This is a genomic window from Brevundimonas sp. (assembly GCF_046295775.1).
In the GTDB taxonomy this organism is placed as follows: Bacteria; Pseudomonadota; Alphaproteobacteria; order Caulobacterales; family Caulobacteraceae; genus Brevundimonas.
On sequence record NZ_JBKBML010000018.1, the window covers coordinates 1 to 19356 of the forward strand.

Below are 19356 nucleotides of genomic sequence, written 5' to 3' on the forward strand. Positions count from 1 at the left end.
GGACGCCAAGATCAGCCAGGCCGGCGTGCGCGCCCTGGCGATCGAGACCGAAACCTTCGAGGGCTGGCGCGCCGAGGTCCAGGCCCTGGCCGCGCCGCTCCAGGCCTTGGCCGACGCCCTGACCGAACTGGACGCCCACGCCGCCCTGGCCGAATGGGCCGAAGAGGTCTCGGCCGTCCGCCCGACGGTGGACGAGACCCTGGGCTTCGAGGTCGAGGCCGGCCGCCACCCGGTGGTCGAGGCCGCTGTGAAGGCGCAAGGCCTGCCCTACACGCCCAACGACGGGCGGCTGGACGGCGCAGGCGCCGCCCATGCTCGGCTGGCCATCGTCACCGGGCCGAACATGGCCGGCAAGTCCACCTTCCTGCGCCAGAACGCGCTGCTGGTCATCCTGGCCCAGGCCGGCGCCTTCGTGCCGGCGCGCGCCATGCGGCTGGGCGTGGTGGACCGGCTGTTCAGCCGCGTCGGCGCAGGCGACGACCTGGCGCGCGGACGCTCGACCTTCATGACCGAAATGGTCGAGACCTCGGCCATCCTAAGCCAGGCGACCGAGCGCAGCTTCGTGGTGCTGGACGAGATCGGGCGCGGCACCGCCACCTATGACGGCCTGGCCATCGCCTGGGCCGTCGCCGAGGCGCTGCACGAGACCAAACGCGCCCGCACCCTGTTCGCCACCCACTATCATGAGCTGGCGCGGCTGGAGGACCAGCTGGACCACGTCTGCAATCTGTCGATGAAGGCGCGCGAGTGGAACGGCGACCTTGTCTTCCTGCACGAGGCGGCGCCCGGCGCGGCGGACCGCTCGTATGGCGTCCAGGTGGCGCGGCTGGCGGGCGTGCCCGGGCCGGTCGTGGCGCGCGCCAAGGCGGTGCTCGATCGACTAGAGGGCCAGAAGGCCGCCGTCGCCCGTCTGGACGACCTGCCCCTGTTCGCCGTGGCGGAGGCCGCCGCGTCGCCGCCTGAACCCTCTGCGGTGGAGCGGGCGCTAGGTGCGCTCGACCCCGACGCCCTCAGCCCGCGCGAGGCGCTGGAGGAACTCTACCGCCTGAAGGGCCTGGCGGGCCGGTGACCGCTCCCTCGCCCGACGACCTGCTGATCGCGGCGGCCGGGGCGGCCGATCCGCGCGCGGCGGTCGCAGCGGTGCTGGGCGAGCGCTACGGTCAGGCCCGTGAGCGGGCGGCTCAGAAGCTGGCGAGCGGCCAGGCGGGCGTCGAGGTGGCACGGCAGTATTGCGCCGCCGCCGACGCCCTGATGACCAGCCTTTGGCGGCTGGCGACCGAGGTGCTGTATCCGGCGCCCAATCCCACCGAGGCGGAGCGGCTGTGCGTGCTGGCGGCGGGCGGCTATGGGCGCGGCGTGCTGGCGCCGTTCTCGGACCTGGACCTGATGTTCCTGCGTCCTTGGAAGACCACGCCCCGCAGCGAACAGATTGTCGAGTTCGTCCAGTATGTCCTTTGGGACCTGAACTTGAAGGTCGGCGCCGCCACGCGCTCGATCGACGAGGCCCTGACCCTGGCCTGGCGCGACATGACGGTGCGCACCGCGCTGCTTGAGGCCCGCTTCCTGGCTGGAGACGAGGGTCTGGCCGAGGGCTTCTTGGCGCGCTTTCGGCGTGAGGCGGCGCAGATCGATCCGCGTCCCTTCATCGCCGCCAAGCTGGAGGAGCGCGAGACCCGGCACCAGAAGGCCGGGGCCTTCCGTTATCGCGTCGAGCCGAACGTGAAGGACGGCAAGGGCGGCCTGCGCGACCTCAACACCCTGTTCTGGATCGCGCGCGGACTGGCGCCCGACAGCCATCTGGGCGCCCGAGCGCTGGAGGGTCTTCTGACGGCGCGCGAGCGGCGGCTGTTCGAAGAGGCCTTCGACTTTCTGTGGCGGGTGCGGGCCAATATGCACATCGTCGCCGGGCGCGCCGAAGAACGGCTGACCTTCGATCTTCAGCCCGAGATCGCACGCCGCATGGGCTGGCGCGGGCGCGGCGACGAGTTGGCGGTCGAGCGGTTCATGCGCCGCTATTTCATCGTGGCCCGCGACGTGGGCGCCCTGACGCGCGCGGTCAGCGCCCAGCTGGAGGCGCGCCAGCAGAAGAAGGCCATGGGCCTGTCGCGCCTGTTGCCCCGACGGCGCAAGCGCCTGCCGGTCAAGGGTCTGGTCATTGAGGGCGGCCGCTTGTCGATCGCCGGGCCGGGGGTATTCGAGAGCGATCCGCCCTTGCTGCTCAAGCTGTTCGCGGAGGCCGACCGGCTGGATCTGGACCTGCACCCCGACGCCTTTTCGGCGGTCACGCGCGCCTTGCCGCTGGTCACGCCGGCGCTCAGGCGTGACCCCGAGGCGGCTCAGGCCTTCCTGACCGTGCTGGCTCACGGACAGCGGCCCTATCGCGCCCTGACCATCATGAACGAGACGGGGTTGCTGGGCCGCTTCCTACCCGAATGGGGGCGGATCGTCGGCCAGACCCAGTTCAACATGTACCACGCCTTTACGGTCGACGAGCACACGCTGCAGGCCGTCGGCGTCATCAACGACATCGCACGCGGCAAGCTGGCCCAGGACCATCCGCTGTCGACCGGCATCGTGCACCGCATCGCCGACTTCGAAGCCCTGATGCTGGCCATGCTGCTGCATGACGTGGGCAAGGGCGGCGACCGGGGGCAGTTGGAGGATGGGGCCATCGCCGCGCGCCGCGCCTGCGAGCGGCTGGGCGTCGAACCGCGCCGGATCGAGCTGGTGGTCTGGCTGGTGCGCCATCACCTGACCCTGTCGGACTACGCTCAGAAGCGTGACGTTTCCGATCCCGAGACGGTGCGGGCTTTCGCCGCCGTGGTGGGCGATCTGGAGCGGCTGCGCACCCTGGTGGTGCTGACCGTGGCCGACATCCGCGCGGTAGGCCCCGGCGTGTGGAACAGCTGGAAGGGCCAGCTGATGCGCGACCTCTACGGGCGCACCGAGGCCCTGTTTCACGGCGAGGACATCGGCCGCTCCGACCCGCTGGCGCAGCATCCCGAACTGGTCGAGCGCGCGCGACAGACCGGCGCGGCGGCCGAGGCCTTCATGGACGACGAAGGCGGCGGCCTGCGCGTCGCCGTGGCCGCCCGCGACCGCCAGGGCCTGTTCGCCGATCTGGCCGCGGCCCTGGCCGCCTCGGGCGCCGATGTGGCCGGGGCGCGGCTGGCCACGTCGCCCGACGGCATGGCGCTGGACGTCTTCGACCTGCACGGCGAGCCCGACGCCCGGCGGCTGAAGCGCCTGACCCTGAGCCTGGAGCGCGCGGCGCTCGGCCGTTCGCGCCCGACGCCGCCGGGCCCCGAGCCGGTCAGCGCGCGCCGCGCGGTCTTTGATGTCCGCCCCGTGGTCATGATCGGCCGCGCCAGCGACCAGGGCCCGGTCATCCTGGAGGTGTCAGGCGCCGACCGGCCGGGCCTGCTGGCGGATCTGGGCCGCACCCTGGCCGACCACGACCTGTCCGTTCGCTCGGCCCATGTCGCGACCTTCGGCGAGCGCGCGGTCGACAGCTTCTATCTGGACCGGGAGCCCGAAAGTCCCGCCGCGCTGAAAATGGCTCTGGAGGCGGTGCTGGACCGCTCGCTTCCGCTCGCGCCGGGGCGCCGCCCTGCACCGGTTCGCGCCAGCGCGCGCGATGTCTCGGAGATCGGCCGACTGCCGTCGCCCCAGCCCATATCGCGGCGTCGCAAAGCGCGCTAATCGCTGATGCTCCGCCGCCTCGGACCGCGCCCTTGAGCCTCGCCCGCAACACCCTGGTGCAATCGACCCTGACGCTGGGCAGCCGCGTGCTGGGCTTCGCCCGCGACTTGGCCTTGGCCGCTCGCTTCGGCCAGGGGCCGATGATGGACGCCTTCACCACGGCGTTGATGCTGCCAAACATGTTCCGGCGGCTGTTCGCCGAGGGCGCCTTCGCCCAGGCCTTCGTGCCGATCTACGGCGGCGTGCGCGAACGCGAGGGCGAAGAGGCGGCCGCCGTCACGGCGTCGGAGGCGCTCAGCTTCATCTTCGGCGTCGTGGCCGGCTTCTGCATCCTGCTTCAGATCGCCATGCCCTGGATCATGCCCTGGCTGCTGTCGGCCTGGCGCGACGATGTGGGCGTGATGACCGCGGCGGTCACGGCCGCCCAGCTGACCATGCCCTATCTGGCCTGCATGACGATCGCGTCCCTGCTGTCAGGCGTGCTGAACACCAGCGGCCGGTTCGCCCTGTCGGCCGGCGTGCCCGTCTTCCTGAACCTGTGCACCCTGGTCCCCCTGCTGGCCCCCAGCCTGATTCCCATGGAGCAGCCGCTGATTCTGGTGGCCGTCAGTGCGGCGGTCAGCGTGTCCGGCCTGGTTCAGATGGGCCTGCTGTGGTGGGGCGTGAGGCGTCTGGGCGTGACCGTGCGCCTGTCTTGGCCGCGCCTGACGCCGGGGGTGAAGAAGACCCTGGCCCTGGCCGTGCCGGGCGTGCTGGCCGGCGGCGCCTTCCAGATCAACTCTCTGGTCAGCCAGTTCCTGGCCGGCTCGAACGAGGGCGCGCGTTCGGTGCTGTACAACGCCGACCGCCTGTACCAGCTGCCGCTGGGCCTGGTCGGGGTGGCGCTGGGCCTGGCCCTGGTGCCGCGCCTGACGCGCGCCTTTGTCTCCGGCGATCACGAAGGCGGCCGACGCACCATGGACGACGGCATGACCCTGGCGCTCGCCTTCGCCCTGCCGGCGGCGGTGGCCCTGTTCGTCATCCCCTTCTTCATCATCGACGCCACGGTGACGCGCGCGGCCTTCACCAGCCAGGACGCCGCCCGAACCGCCGATGTGCTGCGCCAGTTCGCCTGGGGCGTGCCGGCCTTCGTACTGGTCAAGGTGCTGACCCCGCCCTTCTTCGCGCGCCAGGACACGCGGCGGCCCATGATCTACGCCGTGGCCTCGGTGATCGCGACGGTGGTTCTGGGCGCCGGCCTATTCTTCGGCCTGTCGCGTGTCGGCGTGGACGGCGTTCTGGGCCTGGCCGTCGCCACCAGCACGGCGGCCTGGCTGAACGTCGCCCTGCTGGCCGGAACCCTGGCGCGTGAGCATGTCTGGCGGCCCTCGCCCGCCTTTCTGTCGCGGTTCGTCCGCGTCGTCGGCGCCAGCGTCCTGATGGGGCTGGTGCTGTTCCTGGCCAGCCTCAACTATCCGCTGCTGTCGCGCCTGTTGCTGACCAAGGAGATCGCCGTGCTGATCGTGTGCGGCGTCGGCGCGGCCGTCTATGGCGCGGCCCTGCTGGGTCTGCGCGCCGTCACCCTGGCCGAACTCAAGGGCGTGCTGCGCCGCGAACCGGGGGCCAAGGCCGTTCAAGGGCTGGACTGACGACCCGATGTGGCGATAAGCGCGAGGCATGACAGCCTCGGGCCTCCTTCTCGACCGGCGATGGCGCGGCTAGCTCCGCCCCGATCGCCCCTGTCCGCCCCTTCGCTTCGAGACCCGCACCATGACTGACACCTCGGCTGACTACACCGGCCCGCGCCGCATCCTGAGCGGTATCCAGGCCTCCGGCGCCCTGCACCTGGGCAACTATCTCGGCGCGCTAAAGCGTTTCACGGCGCTGCAGGACGAAGGCGCGCCCTGCTTCCTGTTCGTGGCCGACATGCACGCCATCACCGTCTGGCAGGACCCGGCCAAGCTGACGGCCCAGACGCGCGAGATCGCCGCCGCCTACCTGGCCTCGGGCCTGGACCCGGCCAAGTCGACCATCTTCCCGCAGTCGGCCGTTCGCGCCCACGCCGAGCTGGCCTGGGTGTTCAACTGCGTCGCCCGCCTCGGCTGGCTGGACCGCATGACCCAGTTCAAGGAGAAGTCCGGCAAGCACAAGGAACGCTCTTCGGTCGGCCTCTATACCTACCCGGTGCTCCAGGCGGCCGACATCCTGCTGTACAAGGCGACGGGGGTGCCGGTCGGCGAGGACCAGAAACAGCACCTTGAGCTGACGCGCGACATCGCCGCCAAGTTCAACACCGACTTCTCAGCCCCCGGCTTTTTCCCTCTGCCAGAACCCCTGATCCAGGGGCCGGCGACGCGGGTCATGAGCCTGCGCGACGGCTCGGCCAAGATGTCCAAGTCCGACCCGTCGGATCAGAGCCGCATCAACCTGACGGACGACGCCGACGCCATCGCCGCCAAGGTCAAGAAGGCCCGCACCGACGCCGAGCCCCTGCCCGAAACGCTGGACGGCCTGGCCGACCGCGCCGAGGCCAAGAACCTGGTCGCCATCTACGCCGCCCTCGCCGGGACCACGCGCGAGGCCGTGATCGCCGAATACGCCGGCCAGGGCTTCGGCGCCTTCAAGCCGCGCCTGGCCGAACTGGCGGTGTCGGAACTGGCCCCCGTCACGGCCGAGATGCGCCGCCTGATGGACGACCCGGCCGAGATCGACCGCGTGCTGGCCGACGGGGCGCGCCGCGCCGCCGAGATCGCCGATCCGGTGGTCGACGAGGTCAAGCGCATCGTCGGCTTCTGGCGCGCCTGATCGAGCCTAGGTGATCTGGTCGGGATGCGTTTGCGTCCCGGCCGGCAGGCCGTCGACGTCCTGCCAGGGATCGTCGGTCTCGCGCACCGCCAGAATCGACTCGCCCGGATGCATCAGCGGCACGGCGGCGTCGCCGGCCTGGACGTCGGTCTTGGACGGCACCTTCAGGACGCGCTTGGCGCCGTCCTCGGCGCCCACGGTGACTTCATAGATTCGCATGATCGGTCTCCTTGAAGGGATCGAACCCGTCGGGCGTCGGATGCGTTCCTGCGACATGACCGACCCCGACACCGATCCCCCCCTGAACCGCCACGGCTGGAGCGCGATCCTGATCCTGGTGATCCTGGGCTTCGTAGCCCTGCCGTTCGTGGTCTTCACCTGGGCCAAGCTGAGCGACTGGGGCCTGATGGGGGCATGGGCGCTGGGCGCGGGGGCCTGAGCCCACAAAGCAAAAAAGGCCCAGTCCGAAGACCGAGCCTTTTGTGTTTCGACTGGAGCGGGCGAGGCGATTCGAACGCCCGACCCTCACCTTGGCAAGGTGATGCTCTACCCCTGAGCTACGCCCGCACTCCGTGGAGCGACGATGCCGCCCCGTGTCGAGGAAGCGGCGTATAGCGGAGGGGCGAGGCAGGCCGCAACCCCTTTTTTGCCTATCGCGCTTCGTCTTGCTTGAGGCCATCCGGCGGTCGCCTCAGTCGGTGCTGTCTGAGGCCGCCAGGCGCTCAAGCAGCGCGAAACGACCGCGTCAGCGCGGCGCCAGACGGATCGCCCCATCCAGGCGGATGCATTCGCCGTTGATGTAGACGTTGCGCGCCAGTTCCAGCACCAGCGAGGCATAGTCCGCAGGCGTGCCCAAGCGGCTGGGGAAGGGGATGGCGGCGGCCAGGGCGTCCTGAATCTTCTGGTCCATGCCGGCCATCATCGGAGTCCACATGATGCCGGGCAGGATGGTGTTGCAGCGCACGCCTTCCTGAGCCAGGTCGCGGGCGACCGGCAGGGTCATGGCGTAGACGCCGCCCTTGGAGGCCGAATACGCGGCCTGGCCGATCTGGCCGTCCTGAGCGGCCACCGAGGCGGTGTTGACGATCAGGCCGCGCTCGCCGTCGGCCATGGGCTCAAGCGTGACCATACCCGCCGCCGACTGCGACAGAACGCGGAAGGTGCCGAACAGATTGACCGTCACCGTCTTCTCGAACTGCGCCATGTCGTGGGCGCGGATCTCGCCGGTGTCCTTCTTGCGGCTGACGGTCTTCTGACCGGTGGCGATGCCGGCGCAGTTCACGGTCAGGCGCTCCTGGCCATGGGCGGCGCGCGCCTTTTCAAAGCCGGCCGCGACCGAGGCGTCGTCGGTGACGTCGACCTGGCAGAAGACGCCGCCGATCTCGGCCGCGACGGCCTCGCCCCTCTCGGCGTTCATGTCGAAGATGGCGACCTTCACACCCTGGGCGGCCAGCGCGCGCGCCGTGCCCTCGCCCAGGCCCGAGGCCCCGCCTGTCACCACCGCCGCGATCGAACCGTCGAGTTTCATGGCCTGAGCCCCTATATGAGTGAACCTGAATGAGTGTGCGGGATTTAGCCGTCATGGCCGCAAACGCAAAACGCCCCTTTGGATCCTGGTCGCCGCGCGACGTGATCGATCCCAAGCGCGCCCTGATCCCGTCGGTGGTGCGCGTCAACGAGCGGCGGGTGAAGCAGGGCTTCTGGCCCAAGGTGACGCGCACGGCCGCGCACATCCCGTTCGCCGACCGGCTGCTGAGCGTCTGGTACGCCGCGCGCGATCCCAAGACGCCGGTGGCGGCCAAGGGGATCATGCTGGGCGCGCTGGCGTATTTCGTGCTGCCGGTCGACGCCATCCCGGACGTCTTCGTCGGCATCGGCTTCACCGACGACGCGGCGGTCATCGCCGCTTTGCTGGCGACCCTGGGCAGTCATGTGAAGCCGCGCCACCACGAAAAGGCCGAGCAGGCGCTGGAAGACCTGAACGCCCGCTAGGTCGGCGGCTGACCCGCTTCCGGCGGATTGACGCGCCACCAGCCGGTGATCGAATGACGCGGCCCCCCGGCGAAGGGGGCCACCATCGAGACCGCGTGGTCCTGCGGCACCTTAAAGACATTCAGCGTTCCGAAGGCGGGCGTGAAGGTCTCGCTGACCGCGCCGTCGTCGTCCAGGAACATCAGCAGGCCGCCCCATTCCGCCCGCCAGCGCGGCGTCAGATTCAGCACATAGGCGTATAGCCGCCCCGCGCCCTCGTGCTCGTCGGTGTGGCTGTTCAGGAAATGGCCCGGCAGATAGCGGGTCGCCTGGGCGTCGACATAGGCGATGCGGTCGTCGCCGGTCAGATCTCGCGCGAAGTTGAGATAGTCCTCGCCATTGAACAGGGCATGCAGCTCATAGAGCGCCTTCGGAATAGGCAGACCCATGCCCCGGGCCTGACCCAGGCGCAGACGGTCGAAGATGAACTGAAAGCCCTCAGTCGCTTCTTCGTGCGCCAGGCTGACCAAGCGAGCCTGCTCCTCGATCGGTTCGCTTTCGAACACGGCCACGGGCACGTCGGCGTTGTACGGATTTCGGATCGCGCGATTCCAGACCATGTCGGGATGGGCCACGGCCTCGGCCAGGATCGTCGCCCCAGCGTCCAGCACCCCCTCCACCCGCACGCGGCCCGTTTCGGCCAGCCGGGCGCGCGCTGCGGCGAGGTCCAGACCCGCAGCCAGCGACAGGCTCACGACGCGATCGTCACGACGATCTTGCCCATGGCCTGGCGGTCGCCCAGGGCCTTGATCGCCTCGCCCGCCTGCTCGAACGGATAGGTCCGGCTGACACGGGGTTTGATTTTGCCCTCGGCGTAGAGGCGGAACAGGTCGGCCATGTTGGCCGCGTGCGCCGCAGGGTCGCGCATCACCGCCGCGCCCCAGAACACGCCGATCACGGACACCGACTTCAGCAACGTCAGATTCAGCGGCAGTGACGGAATGCCCGCCGGGAAACCCACCACCAGATAGCGGCCGTTCCAATCCATGGCCCTCAGGGCCGGCTCGGCGTAGTCGCCGCCTACCGCGTCATAGACCACATCGGCGCCGTCCCGCCCGGTGGCCAGCTTGAACTCGCCCGACAGCTCCTTCTGGGCGGCCTTGTCCATCTGGCCAGACGGATAGATCAGGCCGTTGTCGGCGCCCAAATCCAGCGCGAACTCGACCTTGTCGTTGGTCGAGGCGGCTGCGACCACGCGCGCGCCCATGGCCTTGCCCAGCTCGACGGCGGCCGCGCCCACACCCCCGGCCGCGCCCAGCACCAGCAGCGTCTCGCCCGGCTGCAGGTTCGCCCGGTCCTTCAGGGCATAGTAGCTGGTGCCATAGGTCATGATCAGGGCCGCGCCCTCCTCGAAGCTCATGGCCTCGGGCATCTTGATGACGGTGGCCGCCGGCACGGCCAGCCGCTCGACCAGCCCGCCCCAGCCGGGCACGGCGATGACGCGGTCGCCCTTGAACAGCCCCTTCACGCCCTCGCCCACGGCCTCGATGACGCCGGCCACCTCGCCGCCAGGCGAGAAGGGGCGATCGGGCCGAAACTGGTACTTGTCCTCGATGATCAGGGTGTCGGGAAAGTTGACGCCCACCGCCCGCACATCGATGATCACCTCGCCCTTCTTGGGCGTCGGATCCAGCCTCTCCTCCAGCACCAGGGTTTCGGGACCGCCGGGGGTCTTGGACAGAATGGCGCGCATGATCAGGTCTCCGGGAAGGCGGGGGTGTCGGCGCGGATCCAGCCGGTGACGGCGTAGCGGGGCGCGCGGGCGAACGGGGTGACGAAGGTGACGGCGTGTGTTTGGGGCACGGCGAACAGATTCAGCGCATTCATGCGCGGCGCATAGGCCTCGGCCACGTGCCCGTCTTCGTCGATGAAGGCCAGAAGGCCGCCCCAGTCGGTCTTCCATTCCGGCGTCAGGTTCAGAACATAGGCGTAAAGCCGATCCTGGCCGGGGCGGCTGTCGTCATGCTGGGTCAGATAGTGGCCGGACGTGAACCGAGTGGCGCGTGAATCGACATAGGCCACGCGCGCATCGCCGGTCAGGACGCGGATGAAGTCGAGGAAGGCTGCCCCGTTCAGAAAGTCGTGCACGGCACGCCAGGGCGCCAGCAGCGGCTGACCATCGATCAAGGCCGTGTCGATGCGAAAGGCGTCAAACAGGAAGTGCAGCCGGCCTGGCGTCTCCAATGCGCGGACTGCCTCGGCGTGCGCCGCCTCGATGAGGGCGCGGGGCTTGTCGGGGCCAGACGCCGCCAGCGCCTTCACTGGTAGATCGGCGGCGCGATCGCCGGTCAGGGTCGAGGACACCCAGTCCTCTTCCGCCTCCAGCAGGCGATGCAGGGCCTGGGCGTCGCCCGTTTCCAGAACACCTGGCAGGTGCAGCCGTCCCAGCCGCCGGAACGCATCCGTCAGCCCGGCCGGATCGAGGGCCGGGTCGAGACGAAGGCGGTCGGGAAAGGCTGCGGTCATGCGAAACCCAGGACGGCGTCGCTTGCGCCGGGACAGGCGACGACGCTAACGAGCCTTGACCGTTCAGGAAAGATCATGACGCGACCAGCCCTCATTCTTCACGGCGGCGCCGGCGCCCGCCGCTCGCGCGACTACACCGCCGAGATCGCCCACATGCGGTCCGTCGTCGAGGCCATGAAGCCGCGGCTGGAGGCGGGCGAGCCGGCGCTGGACGTGGCCGTGGCGGCGGTGGTGATGCTGGAGGACTCAGGGCTGTATGTCGCCGGGCGGGGCGCTTCGCCCAACCTGGACGGGGCCTATGAGCTGGACGCCAGCCTGATGGACGGCTCCAGCGGCAAGGCCGGGGCCGTCGCGGCGCTGCAGGGCTATCGCAATCCGGTTGTCGCCGCCCGCGCGGTGATGGACCAAACGCCCCACGTCATGCTGGCCGGCGAAGGCGCCGCGCGGTTCGCCGCCGATCAGGGGCTGACGACGGTCGACGACCCCGCCGCCTGGTTCACCGGCGCCGGTCAGGGCGAGGACAATCATCCCCCCGGAACCCTGGCGCACGGCACGGTCGGCTGCTGCGTGCTGGACATGGAGGGAAGGCTGGCGGCCGCGACCTCAACCGCCGGCGTGTTCGGCAAGATGCCGGGCCGCGTCGGCGACACGCCCATCCCCGCCGCCGGAACCTGGGCTGATGGCTCCGCCGCCGTCTCCTGCACCGGGCAGGGCGAGTATTTTATCCGCCTGGCCGCCGCCGCTCGCGTGGCGTGGGGCGTGGAGGGCGGACAGACCCTTGGTCAGTCCGCGCAATCCGTCATCGACCGGATCGGCGCCCTGGGCGGCGACGGCGGCCTGATCGCGCTTGGGCGCGACGGCGAGATCGCCGCCCCCTTCAACAGCCAAGGCATGAAGCGCGCCTGGCTGGGCGTCGACGGCGTGATCGGGGTTGAGGTCTTCGGCCGCTGATCAGGCTGACAGGCAGACGACCTGCGCCACGCGCAGATCGCGCCTGAGCCCTTCGGCCACCTGGCCGTAGTTGTCGGTGTCGACCGGCTCGCCCAGCACCTGTTCGTCGGCCGCCTGCTGCCCGCCGACCGTCGGCCCGAAAGTCTCGGGCGAGGTGGTGTAGACGCGGCCCCGTCGCGGCGATTCCGCCAGGGTGACGCCCACGGCGCGCCCGCGCGCGTCCAGCACCGGACCGCCCGACAGGCCCGCCAGGGTGCCTTCCAGCCCTCGAGTGCGTCCGACCTCGGCCCAGGCCAGAACAGGCTCGTCACGCTCTCCACGCCCGCGGACGCGCAGGGTTTCGCGGCCCAGCAGCCGGCTGGCGACCTCGCCAGGCCGCCCCTGAGGAAAGCCGGGGTGGTAGGCGCGCTGGCCGCGCCTCAGCTCCGACCCCGAATAGACAGGCAGGGCAGGCGGCCCTCCGTCGGTCAGCAGCACGGCGATGTCGGCGCGCGGCGCCAGGCGCACGTCGGCGGCGACCGCACGCCCGCCGCCGACGACCAGGGCGGGCTGGCGGCAACCTTCGACAACGTGCCGGGCCGTGACCCAACGACCCTCGCCGGCGATCGAGAAGGCGGTGCCGGACGAAGGCTGGAACGGGATGTCCGGGGCGTTGACCACCACGGCGGGATCGAAGGGCGTGATGGGGCCCAGAAGCTCGCCTTCGGCGTCTGTCTCCACCGGCTGGCTCGATGCGACGTCGGCGTTCTCCCGGCGGCCCAACGAGGCGGCCAGCAGCACGCCGACGACCGCGGCATAGACGGCCCAGTCCGGCAGACGGGGGAAATGCATGGGCTCAGCCCGTCAGGGCGGCGGCCAGCACCACGGCGGTGGCCAGCTTCGCGCCGACCAGGACGACGGCGGCCGACATCTCCCCCTTCTCGATGCGTTGCGGCAGTCCCGTCAGGACCAGATCGACGAGGCGGAAGCACAGGAGCTGGATGACCAGGGTGGCCACCCCCCAGATGACGATATCGCGGGCTGTGGTAGACACCGACAGCGACACCGCCAGCGGAACCGCCAGCCCCACCAGCACGCCGCCGAACGCCAGGGCGGCGGCCGCATTGCCCTGGCGAATCAGAGTGACCTCGCGCCAGGGGGTCATGAGCGAATACAGCACCGCGCCCGCGCCGAGCAGCGCCAACGTCACCGCCAAGTGCAGCAGCATCACCGGAAATCCGCTGGCGAAGGCCTGGACCTCGGGGCTGGACAGGGCGTTGGACGGGTCCATCGGACGGCGCCTGATCAAAGGGTCAGAGGGGAACGAAACCAGACCGTCATTGCCCCATTGCCGCCCCAATCCGCAAGGGCGCCGAAGTCACAGTCGGCGACGGAAGTTTACAGACGACAGATCTACGCCGCCGCCTGCTCGGCCTTTCTGAGCGCGGAAGCCCGCACCTTCTCGCTTTCGGACTTCAGCTGTCCGCAGGCGGCCAGGATGTCGCGGCCGCGCGGCGTGCGGATGGGCGAGGCGTAGCCGGCCTTGTTCAGGATGGCGGCGAAACGCTCGATGGTCTTCCAGTCCGAGCATTCATAGTCAGTGCCCGGCCATGGATTGAACGGGATCAGGTTCACCTTGGCCGGAATGCCCTCGATCAGCTTGAGCAGAGCGCGGGCCTCTTCGGGGCTGTCGTTGACGCCCTTTAGCATGACGTATTCGAACGTCACCCGCCGCGCGTTGGACAGGCCCGGATAGGCGCGGATGCCGGCCATCAGCTGGTCCAGCGGATATTTCTTGTTCAGCGGCACCAGAACGTCGCGCAGGGCGTCGCTGGTCGCGTGCAGGCTGATCGCCAGCATGGCGGCGGTGCGCTCGCCCAGTTCGTTCAGCTTGGGCACGACGCCCGAGGTCGAGACGGTGATGCGGCGGCGCGACAGGGCGATGCCCTCGTTGTCCGAGATGATGTCGATAGCGTCGGCGACGTGGTCCAGATTGTAGAGCGGCTCGCCCATGCCCATGAAGACGATGTTGGACAGGCGGCGGTCTTCCTTGGGCGACGGCCATTCGCCCAGGTCGTCGCGCGCCACCTGGACCTGGGCCACGATCTCGGCCGTGGTCAGGTTGCGCACCAGCTTCTGCGTGCCCGTGTGGCAGAAGGTGCAGTTCAGGGTGCAGCCGACCTGGGATGAGACGCACAGCGCCCCGGCCCGGCCCACGTCGGGGATGTAGACGGCTTCGACCTCAATGCCCGGCGCCGTGCGGATCAGCCATTTGCGCGTGCCGTCCTTGGACACCTGGCGCTCGACGATCTCGGGGCGGGCCAAGGTGAAGTGCGCGGCCAGCTTGGCCTGCATGTCCTTGGCGACGTTGCTCATGGCCGCGAAGTCGGTCACGCCGTAGTGGTGGATCCAGCCCCAGATCTGGCTGGCGCGCATCTTGGCCTTTTCGGGCGGGCAGACACCGGCGTCGATCAGCGCCTGGCGCAGCCCCGCGCGCGTCAGACCGCTGAGGTTGACGGGAGCCGCAGCGGCCGGCGACGAAGCGCGCGAAAGATCGAGCGTGATGCTCAAGGCTGATGATCCTGAACGACGGGGAGCGCGCCTTATAGCACGGATCGCGCTGGTTTTAAGGCAGGGTCGTCAGCCGCTGTTGCGCAGGCCCGCCGCCACGCCGTTGATGGTCAGCAGAATGGCGTCGCGCACCTGGGGATCGTCGTCGCCTGCGCGCCGCCGGCCGATCAGCTCGACCTGGACGTGGTTCAGCGGCTCGACATAAGGCATGCGCAGCTGGATCAGCTGCTCCAGCTCAGGCTGGCCGCCTAGCAGTCGGTCCTCGCCGGTGATCGCCAGCACAGCGGCGTGGGTGCGATCCCATTCGGCGCGGATCTCGCCCAGCACGCGGTCCGCCAGGGCGCGATCGGGCACCAGTCCGGCGTAGCGCTCCGCCAGGGTCATGTCCGCCTTGGCCATGACCATCTCCATGTTCTGGATCAGGGTGCGGAAGAAGGGCCAGTCGCGGTTCAGGCCCGCCAGCCGCGCCATGTCCGCTCCCTGAACCGCCGAACCGAAGCCGAACCATCCGGGCAGCATGACGCGCGACTGGGCCCAGCTGAACACCCAGGGAATGGCGCGCAGATCCTCGATCCGGGTCGAGGAGGTCCGAGACGCCGGACGCGAGCCGATCTTCAGCTCGGCGATCTCGGCAATGGGGGTGGCCGCGCGGAAATAGTCCACGAAGCCGGGGGTGTCGTAGACCAGGGCCCGATAGGCCGCGCGCGACCGCTCGGATAGATCGTCCATCAGCGTCAGACGGTCGTCGTCGGGCGCCAGGCCGGGCCGGGGCTCAAGCGACGCCAGAAGCGTGCCGCAGGCCAGGGCGTCCAGGTTCAGCCGCGCCACGGCCGGCTCGCCGTATTTGTTGGCGATGACCTCGCCCTGTTCGGTGATGCGGATGCGGCCGCTGACCGTGCCCCGAGGTTGGGCCAGAATGCCGGAGAAGGCCGAGCCGCCACCCCGCCCGACCGCGCCGCCCCGACCATGGAACAGCTGAAGCCGCACGCCGGCTGCCTCCGTCACCTCCAGCAGGGCGCGCGAGGCCTGGTGCAGCGACCAGCCCGAGGTCAGGTACGAGCCGTCCTTGTTCGAATCCGAATAGCCGATCATCACCTCCTGCACGCCGCGCGCGCGGGCGACGGCGCCGGCCGAGGGCTGGGCCAGAAGGCGTTCGAGCGTCGGCCGCGAAGCGTGCAGGTCCTCGATGGTCTCGAACAGGGGCGCCGCCTGGATCGGACAGGCGCCGGGGTCGGCCGGATCGAACAGACCGGCTTCCTTGAGCAGCAGATAGACCTCCAGCAGGTCGGAGGCCGCGTCGGTCTTGGACACGATGTGGGTGCGGATCGCCTGCGGCCCGAACCGGGCCAACGCTTCCGCGGCCGCCGCCAGGATCTCGCGCTCTTTCAGGGTCTCGGCGTCATAGTCGGCATAGGCCGAGAACAGCGGGCGCGGCGAGGCCAGCTCGGCCTCCAGCACCGCGACGCGCGCGTCCTCGTTCAGGTCCAGATAGTCGTCCGCGACGCCCGCGCCCTTCAGCAGATCGGCCACGACCCGTTCGTGCACGTCCGCATTCTGGCGCAGGTCCAAGGTCGCCAGGTGAAAGCCGAACGCCTGCACCGCCGCGATCAGCCGCGACAGGCCGTCGTCGGCGAAGGCCGCGCCATGGCCCTGCACCAGGCTGTCGCGCAGCAGCCGCAGGTCGGCTTCCAAGGCCTCCGGCCCCTCATAGGCGGGGGCCTCGAACCCGGCCGGACGCGGCGGGGCGGCGTCGGCCAGCTCAAGGTGCGTCGCCGCCAGCCTGGCGTAGATCTGCGACAACGCCCGCCGATAGGGCTCGTCCGCGCGGTGTGGAGAGGCGTCGCCCGAGGCGTCGGCCAGGGCCTGCAGGGCCGGACTGACCCGCGCCAGATCGCCTGACAGGCTCAGCTCGCCGCCGAGCGCGTGGACGGCCTCCAGATAGAAGCCCAGCACCGCCCGCGCCTGGGTGCGGAAGGCCGCCCTCAGGGTCGAGGCGTCGACATTGGGATTGCCGTCGCGGTCGCCGCCGACCCACGCCCCCACCTTGAGAAAGGGCTTCAGCTCCGGCGCGTCCAGCAGCCGCCGCCAATCAGCCAGCTGTTCGGGCACGACCTTCAGGAAGACGCGCTGCATGAAGGACACCGCCGTGTCGATCTCGTCCTGAACCACCAGGCCCTGGGCGCGCACCAGCCGGGTCGCCCACAGGATCAGGATCTGGCGCATCAGCCCCGAGTTCAGCCGATCCGGCGCGTCGGCGACGCTCTCGCGGTCGTAGTCGTCCAGCAGATCGCCGATGGCCGTGATCCGGTCGATCACGCTCTTGCGCCGCACCTCCGACGGGTGGGCCGTCAGCACCGGCGAGATCAGGGCCCCGTCCAGCAGATCGCGCGCGGCCTCCCGACCAACCCCGGCCTCGGCCAGCCTCCGCAGCGCGCCTTCGGGCGTGTCGGGCCGTTCGCCGGCCGAGGTCTGGGCCCGCGCGCGGCGCTGGCCGGCCCGATCCTCGGCGATATTGGCCAAGAGCGAAAACAGGGCGAAGCCGTGCGCCAAACCCGCCGCTTCGCCCGCGTCCAGGTCCTTGAGCAGCCCTTCCAGTGTCTGCGCCTCATGGTCCGCCCCGTCGCGGTGCCAGGCCACCGAGGCCTGACGCACCGCCTCGACCCGGTCGAACAGGGCTTGTCCACCCTCGTCGCGGATCACCTCGCCAAGCAGGCCGCCCAGCAGCCGGATTTCCTCGCGCAGTCGATCGTCGGCGGCCTGGATCATGAAGCGTCTCTCTGCGGAAGGGATGCGAGGAGAAGTCCTGGCGACCAAGCCGGTTGCGCGTCGAAACCTATTGTGCGCCGGTCGGAGCAGAGATCGGCGGCAAGTCGAAGACGTCGCGCAGGAACAGGTTGGTCACTTCGGCCTGGGCGTCGGCGTTGGACTTCTTGCGGAAGCCGTGACCCTCGTCCATCGCCAGCAGATACCAGACCGGCCGCCCGTGGCCGCGCACGGCCGTCACGATCTGCTCGGCTTCCGAGCGCGGCACACGCGGGTCGTTGGCGCCCTGGATCACCAGGAGCGGGCTGGTCATCTGGTCGGTGAGGTTCAGCGGCGAGATCTGGTCGAAGATGGCCCGCATGGCCGGATCGCGCTCATCGCCGTATTCTGCCCTGCGCAGGTCGCGGCGATAGCCCTCGGTGTTCTCCAGGAAGCTGACGAAGTTGGAGATGCCGACGATGTCGACACCGCCCGCCAGCCGATCCGCATAGGCGGCCATCGAGGCGAGCACCATGAAGCCGCCGTACGATCCGCCATGCACCACCACCCGCTCGGGATCCAGGTCTGGCTGGGTCGCGATCCAATCCAGCAGGGCGCCGATGTCCTTGACCGAATCCTGGCGCAGCGGCCCGTTGTCGAGCGAGACGTAGCGCTTGCCGTAGCCGGTCGAGCCGCGGACGTTGGGCACGATCACCGTCGCGCCGAGGTCGGCGATCCACTGCTGATAGGTGGTGTTGAAGCCCGGTCGGGACTGGCCTTCGGGGCCGCCGTGAATATCGATGACGACCGGTGCGCGGCCCGAGGCGCTGGGCGCGCGATAGATGAAGGCCGGCACGCTGAGGCCGTCGAAGGAGTCGAACCGCACCAGCTCAGGAATAACGAAGGTCGAGGCGTCGATCGGGCCTACTTCGGACTCGGTCCAGCGCGTCAGACCGCCCCCGGCGACGTCCCACGTCCAGACGTCGCCCGACGACCGGGGCGTCGACATGTTGATCGCCAGCGAGCGGCCGTCCGGCGAGAATTTGATCCCCCCCACCACGCCGGTCGGCAGCTCAGGCTGCGGCAGGGCGCGGCGCGTGCGCAGGTCGCGCAGGTGCAGTTTGGAATAGCCGTCTTCGTTGGTGACATAGGCCAGCACCCGGCCGTCATCCGACAGCTCGACGGACGCCACGTCCCAGTTCAGCCCTTCGGTCAGCGGCGTGACCGCGCCGTCGGCCAGCGAGATTTCGACCAGGCCCCGGAAATCGGACCCCTCGTCGCTGGTGGCGATCACCGAGCGCGCATCCGGTCCAAACAGGGCGTCGCCATAGGAGACGGGCGTGTCGGACGGCCGGATTTCGCGCACCTGGCCTGAGGCGACATCCAGCACCCACAGCTCGCTGTCCTGGATCGAATTGTACTTGGTCAGCAGGATCGACCGGCCGTCCTGCGAGATGTCCGCCGGCTGCCACAGCCCATCGCCGCTATACATCACCCGCCGCTCGCCGGGTTGGGACGGATCGGCCGCCACGATCTCATAGGTCGCCTGGCCGGGCCGCACCTGGCTCCACACCGCCAAACGGCCGTCGTGAGACACCCGCAGACCCTGGTTGCGCGTGCCGGCCTCAGTCAGCGCCGTCTCGGCGCCGTCCGGTCCGGCCACATAAATCTGGAAATACTCGGCGCCGCCGCTGTCTCGCGAATAGGCGTAGCGGTCCGAGCCCGGCAGGGCGGTGGCGCCGCCCACCGGCTCGGCGAAGAAGGTCAGTTGGCGCCGATCCGCGCCGGGCGCCGCGACCCGGTGGATCTGAACGGTTTCGCCGAACCGGGTGCTGATCAGCATGCCGCCGTCCGCGGTCCAGTCCTGGAAGGACGCCGAGCGCGCGTTGCGATAGCGCTGCAGCTGCGGCTTCAGCTCGGCCGGAATGGCGGGGATGCCGTCGAACACCAGCGCCCCGACTTCGCGACGGTCCGGCTGGACGGACACAGTTTGCGCCCCGGCGGTCTGCCCGCCCTGCGCCAGCGCCATCGGCGCCGTCGAGGCCAGAAGCACGGTCGCCAGCGCCATGCGGCACGCCAGATTGCGGATCATCGTCGCCTCCCCTTGTGTTGAGGTGGGGGATCAAACGG

At 69.9% G+C, this 19356-nt stretch carries 17 protein-coding genes and 1 tRNA gene; 7 read left to right on the top strand and 11 right to left on the bottom strand.

What is annotated here, in order from left to right; translation table 11 throughout:
- From ACK4I0_RS10770 to trpS, 4 genes are all read left to right on the top strand, one after another.
- Positions 1 to 1069, top strand: a 1069-nt coding sequence (locus ACK4I0_RS10770; protein ID WP_409610798.1) for a MutS-related protein, incomplete at its 5' end; no start/stop codon positions are given.
- A complete protein-coding gene (gene glnD, locus ACK4I0_RS10775) occupies positions 1066 to 3702 on the top strand; it encodes a [protein-PII] uridylyltransferase (RefSeq protein WP_409610800.1) in 2637 nt (878 codons plus the stop codon). The genes ACK4I0_RS10770 and glnD, both read left to right, overlap by 4 nt.
- 32 nt (positions 3703 to 3734) lie before the next feature.
- Positions 3735 to 5330: a murein biosynthesis integral membrane protein MurJ gene (murJ, locus tag ACK4I0_RS10780; RefSeq protein WP_409610802.1), complete on the top strand. Its 1596-nt coding sequence runs from the start codon at positions 3735 to 3737 to the stop codon at positions 5328 to 5330.
- A gap of 121 nt (positions 5331 to 5451) precedes the next feature.
- The gene (trpS, locus tag ACK4I0_RS10785) at positions 5452 to 6486 is read left to right on the top strand and encodes a tryptophan--tRNA ligase (protein ID WP_409610804.1); all 1035 of its coding nucleotides are present in this window, start codon (positions 5452 to 5454) and stop codon (positions 6484 to 6486) included.
- Between the two features lie 6 nt (positions 6487 to 6492).
- Here trpS and ACK4I0_RS10790 read toward each other — a convergent pair whose 3' ends face one another.
- A complete protein-coding gene (locus tag ACK4I0_RS10790) occupies positions 6493 to 6705 on the bottom strand; it encodes a hypothetical protein (protein WP_409610806.1) in 213 nt (70 codons plus the stop codon).
- A 55-nt stretch (positions 6706 to 6760) separates the two neighbouring features.
- On the opposite strand from ACK4I0_RS10790, the gene ACK4I0_RS10795 reads away from it, so the two are divergent.
- A complete protein-coding gene (locus tag ACK4I0_RS10795; protein ID WP_409610808.1) occupies positions 6761 to 6925 on the top strand; it encodes a hypothetical protein in 165 nt (54 codons plus the stop codon).
- 53 nt (positions 6926 to 6978) lie between these two features.
- Here the strand turns inward: ACK4I0_RS10795 and ACK4I0_RS10800 are convergent.
- A tRNA-Gly gene (locus ACK4I0_RS10800) sits at positions 6979 to 7053 on the bottom strand.
- Positions 7054 to 7231: 178 nt separating this feature from the next.
- Positions 7232 to 8014 (bottom strand): SDR family NAD(P)-dependent oxidoreductase, encoded by a 783-nt coding sequence (locus tag ACK4I0_RS10805; RefSeq protein ID WP_409610810.1) that lies wholly within the window; start codon positions 8012 to 8014, stop codon positions 7232 to 7234.
- A 53-nt stretch (positions 8015 to 8067) separates the two neighbouring features.
- On the opposite strand from ACK4I0_RS10805, the gene ACK4I0_RS10810 reads away from it, so the two are divergent.
- Complete coding sequence (locus ACK4I0_RS10810; protein WP_409610812.1) at positions 8068 to 8478, top strand: YkvA family protein; 411 nt, start codon at positions 8068 to 8070, stop codon at positions 8476 to 8478.
- Here ACK4I0_RS10810 and ACK4I0_RS10815 read toward each other — a convergent pair.
- From ACK4I0_RS10815 to ACK4I0_RS10825, 3 genes are read right to left on the bottom strand one after another with little or no spacing between them, the layout of a single operon-like run.
- Positions 8475 to 9212, bottom strand: a complete 738-nt coding sequence (locus ACK4I0_RS10815; protein ID WP_409610814.1) for a 2OG-Fe(II) oxygenase — start codon at positions 9210 to 9212, stop codon at positions 8475 to 8477. The two genes, ACK4I0_RS10810 and ACK4I0_RS10815, sit on opposite strands and share 4 nt — an antisense overlap.
- Positions 9209 to 10210, bottom strand: coding sequence for an NADPH:quinone oxidoreductase family protein (locus ACK4I0_RS10820; RefSeq protein WP_409610816.1), 1002 nt, complete (start codon positions 10208 to 10210; stop codon positions 9209 to 9211). The genes ACK4I0_RS10815 and ACK4I0_RS10820 overlap by 4 nt, the downstream gene beginning before the upstream one ends.
- A gap of 2 nt (positions 10211 to 10212) precedes the next feature.
- Positions 10213 to 10983 (bottom strand): 2OG-Fe(II) oxygenase, encoded by a 771-nt coding sequence (locus tag ACK4I0_RS10825; RefSeq protein ID WP_409610818.1) that lies wholly within the window; start codon positions 10981 to 10983, stop codon positions 10213 to 10215.
- Positions 10984 to 11058: 75 nt separating this feature from the next.
- Between ACK4I0_RS10825 and ACK4I0_RS10830 the strand changes: the two genes are divergently transcribed.
- Entirely contained in the window at positions 11059 to 11934 is an 876-nt protein-coding gene (locus ACK4I0_RS10830; protein ID WP_409610820.1) for an isoaspartyl peptidase/L-asparaginase family protein, read from the top strand.
- Here ACK4I0_RS10830 and ACK4I0_RS10835 read toward each other — a convergent pair whose 3' ends face one another.
- The 5 genes from ACK4I0_RS10835 to ACK4I0_RS10855 form a co-directional block, all read right to left on the bottom strand.
- Positions 11935 to 12765, bottom strand: a complete 831-nt coding sequence (locus ACK4I0_RS10835; protein WP_409610822.1) for a serine protease — start codon at positions 12763 to 12765, stop codon at positions 11935 to 11937.
- A 4-nt stretch (positions 12766 to 12769) separates the two neighbouring features.
- The gene (locus ACK4I0_RS10840; RefSeq protein ID WP_409610824.1) at positions 12770 to 13204 is read right to left on the bottom strand and encodes a DUF350 domain-containing protein; all 435 of its coding nucleotides are present in this window, start codon (positions 13202 to 13204) and stop codon (positions 12770 to 12772) included.
- Between the two features lie 122 nt (positions 13205 to 13326).
- A complete protein-coding gene (gene rlmN / locus ACK4I0_RS10845; RefSeq protein WP_409610826.1) occupies positions 13327 to 14484 on the bottom strand; it encodes a 23S rRNA (adenine(2503)-C(2))-methyltransferase RlmN in 1158 nt (385 codons plus the stop codon).
- 69 nt (positions 14485 to 14553) lie between these two features.
- On the bottom strand, positions 14554 to 17250 hold the full coding sequence (gene ppc / locus ACK4I0_RS10850) for a phosphoenolpyruvate carboxylase (protein ID WP_409610828.1): 2697 nt from the start codon (positions 17248 to 17250) through the stop codon (positions 14554 to 14556).
- 67 nt (positions 17251 to 17317) lie between these two features.
- Positions 17318 to 19318: a S9 family peptidase gene (locus ACK4I0_RS10855; RefSeq protein ID WP_409610830.1), complete on the bottom strand. Its 2001-nt coding sequence runs from the start codon at positions 19316 to 19318 to the stop codon at positions 17318 to 17320.
- Positions 19319 to 19356: the final 38 nt, after the last annotated feature.

Coding starts and splice junctions, on each gene's coding strand:
- trpS (WP_409610804.1), top strand. CDS start 5,452: ATGACTGACACCTCGGCTGACTACACCGGCCCGCGCCGCATCCTGAGC.
- ACK4I0_RS10790 (WP_409610806.1), bottom strand. CDS start 6,705: ATGCGAATCTATGAAGTCACCGTGGGCGCCGAGGACGGCGCCAAGCGC.
- ACK4I0_RS10795 (WP_409610808.1), top strand. CDS start 6,761: ATGACCGACCCCGACACCGATCCCCCCCTGAACCGCCACGGCTGGAGC.
- ACK4I0_RS10805 (WP_409610810.1), bottom strand. CDS start 8,014: ATGAAACTCGACGGTTCGATCGCGGCGGTGGTGACAGGCGGGGCCTCG.
- ACK4I0_RS10810 (WP_409610812.1), top strand. CDS start 8,068: ATGGCCGCAAACGCAAAACGCCCCTTTGGATCCTGGTCGCCGCGCGAC.
- ACK4I0_RS10820 (WP_409610816.1), bottom strand. CDS start 10,210: ATGCGCGCCATTCTGTCCAAGACCCCCGGCGGTCCCGAAACCCTGGTG.
- ACK4I0_RS10825 (WP_409610818.1), bottom strand. CDS start 10,983: ATGACCGCAGCCTTTCCCGACCGCCTTCGTCTCGACCCGGCCCTCGAT.
- ACK4I0_RS10830 (WP_409610820.1), top strand. CDS start 11,059: ATGACGCGACCAGCCCTCATTCTTCACGGCGGCGCCGGCGCCCGCCGC.
- ACK4I0_RS10835 (WP_409610822.1), bottom strand. CDS start 12,765: ATGCATTTCCCCCGTCTGCCGGACTGGGCCGTCTATGCCGCGGTCGTC.
- ACK4I0_RS10840 (WP_409610824.1), bottom strand. CDS start 13,204: ATGGACCCGTCCAACGCCCTGTCCAGCCCCGAGGTCCAGGCCTTCGCC.
- ppc (WP_409610828.1), bottom strand. CDS start 17,250: ATGATCCAGGCCGCCGACGATCGACTGCGCGAGGAAATCCGGCTGCTG.
- ACK4I0_RS10855 (WP_409610830.1), bottom strand. CDS start 19,318: ATGATCCGCAATCTGGCGTGCCGCATGGCGCTGGCGACCGTGCTTCTG.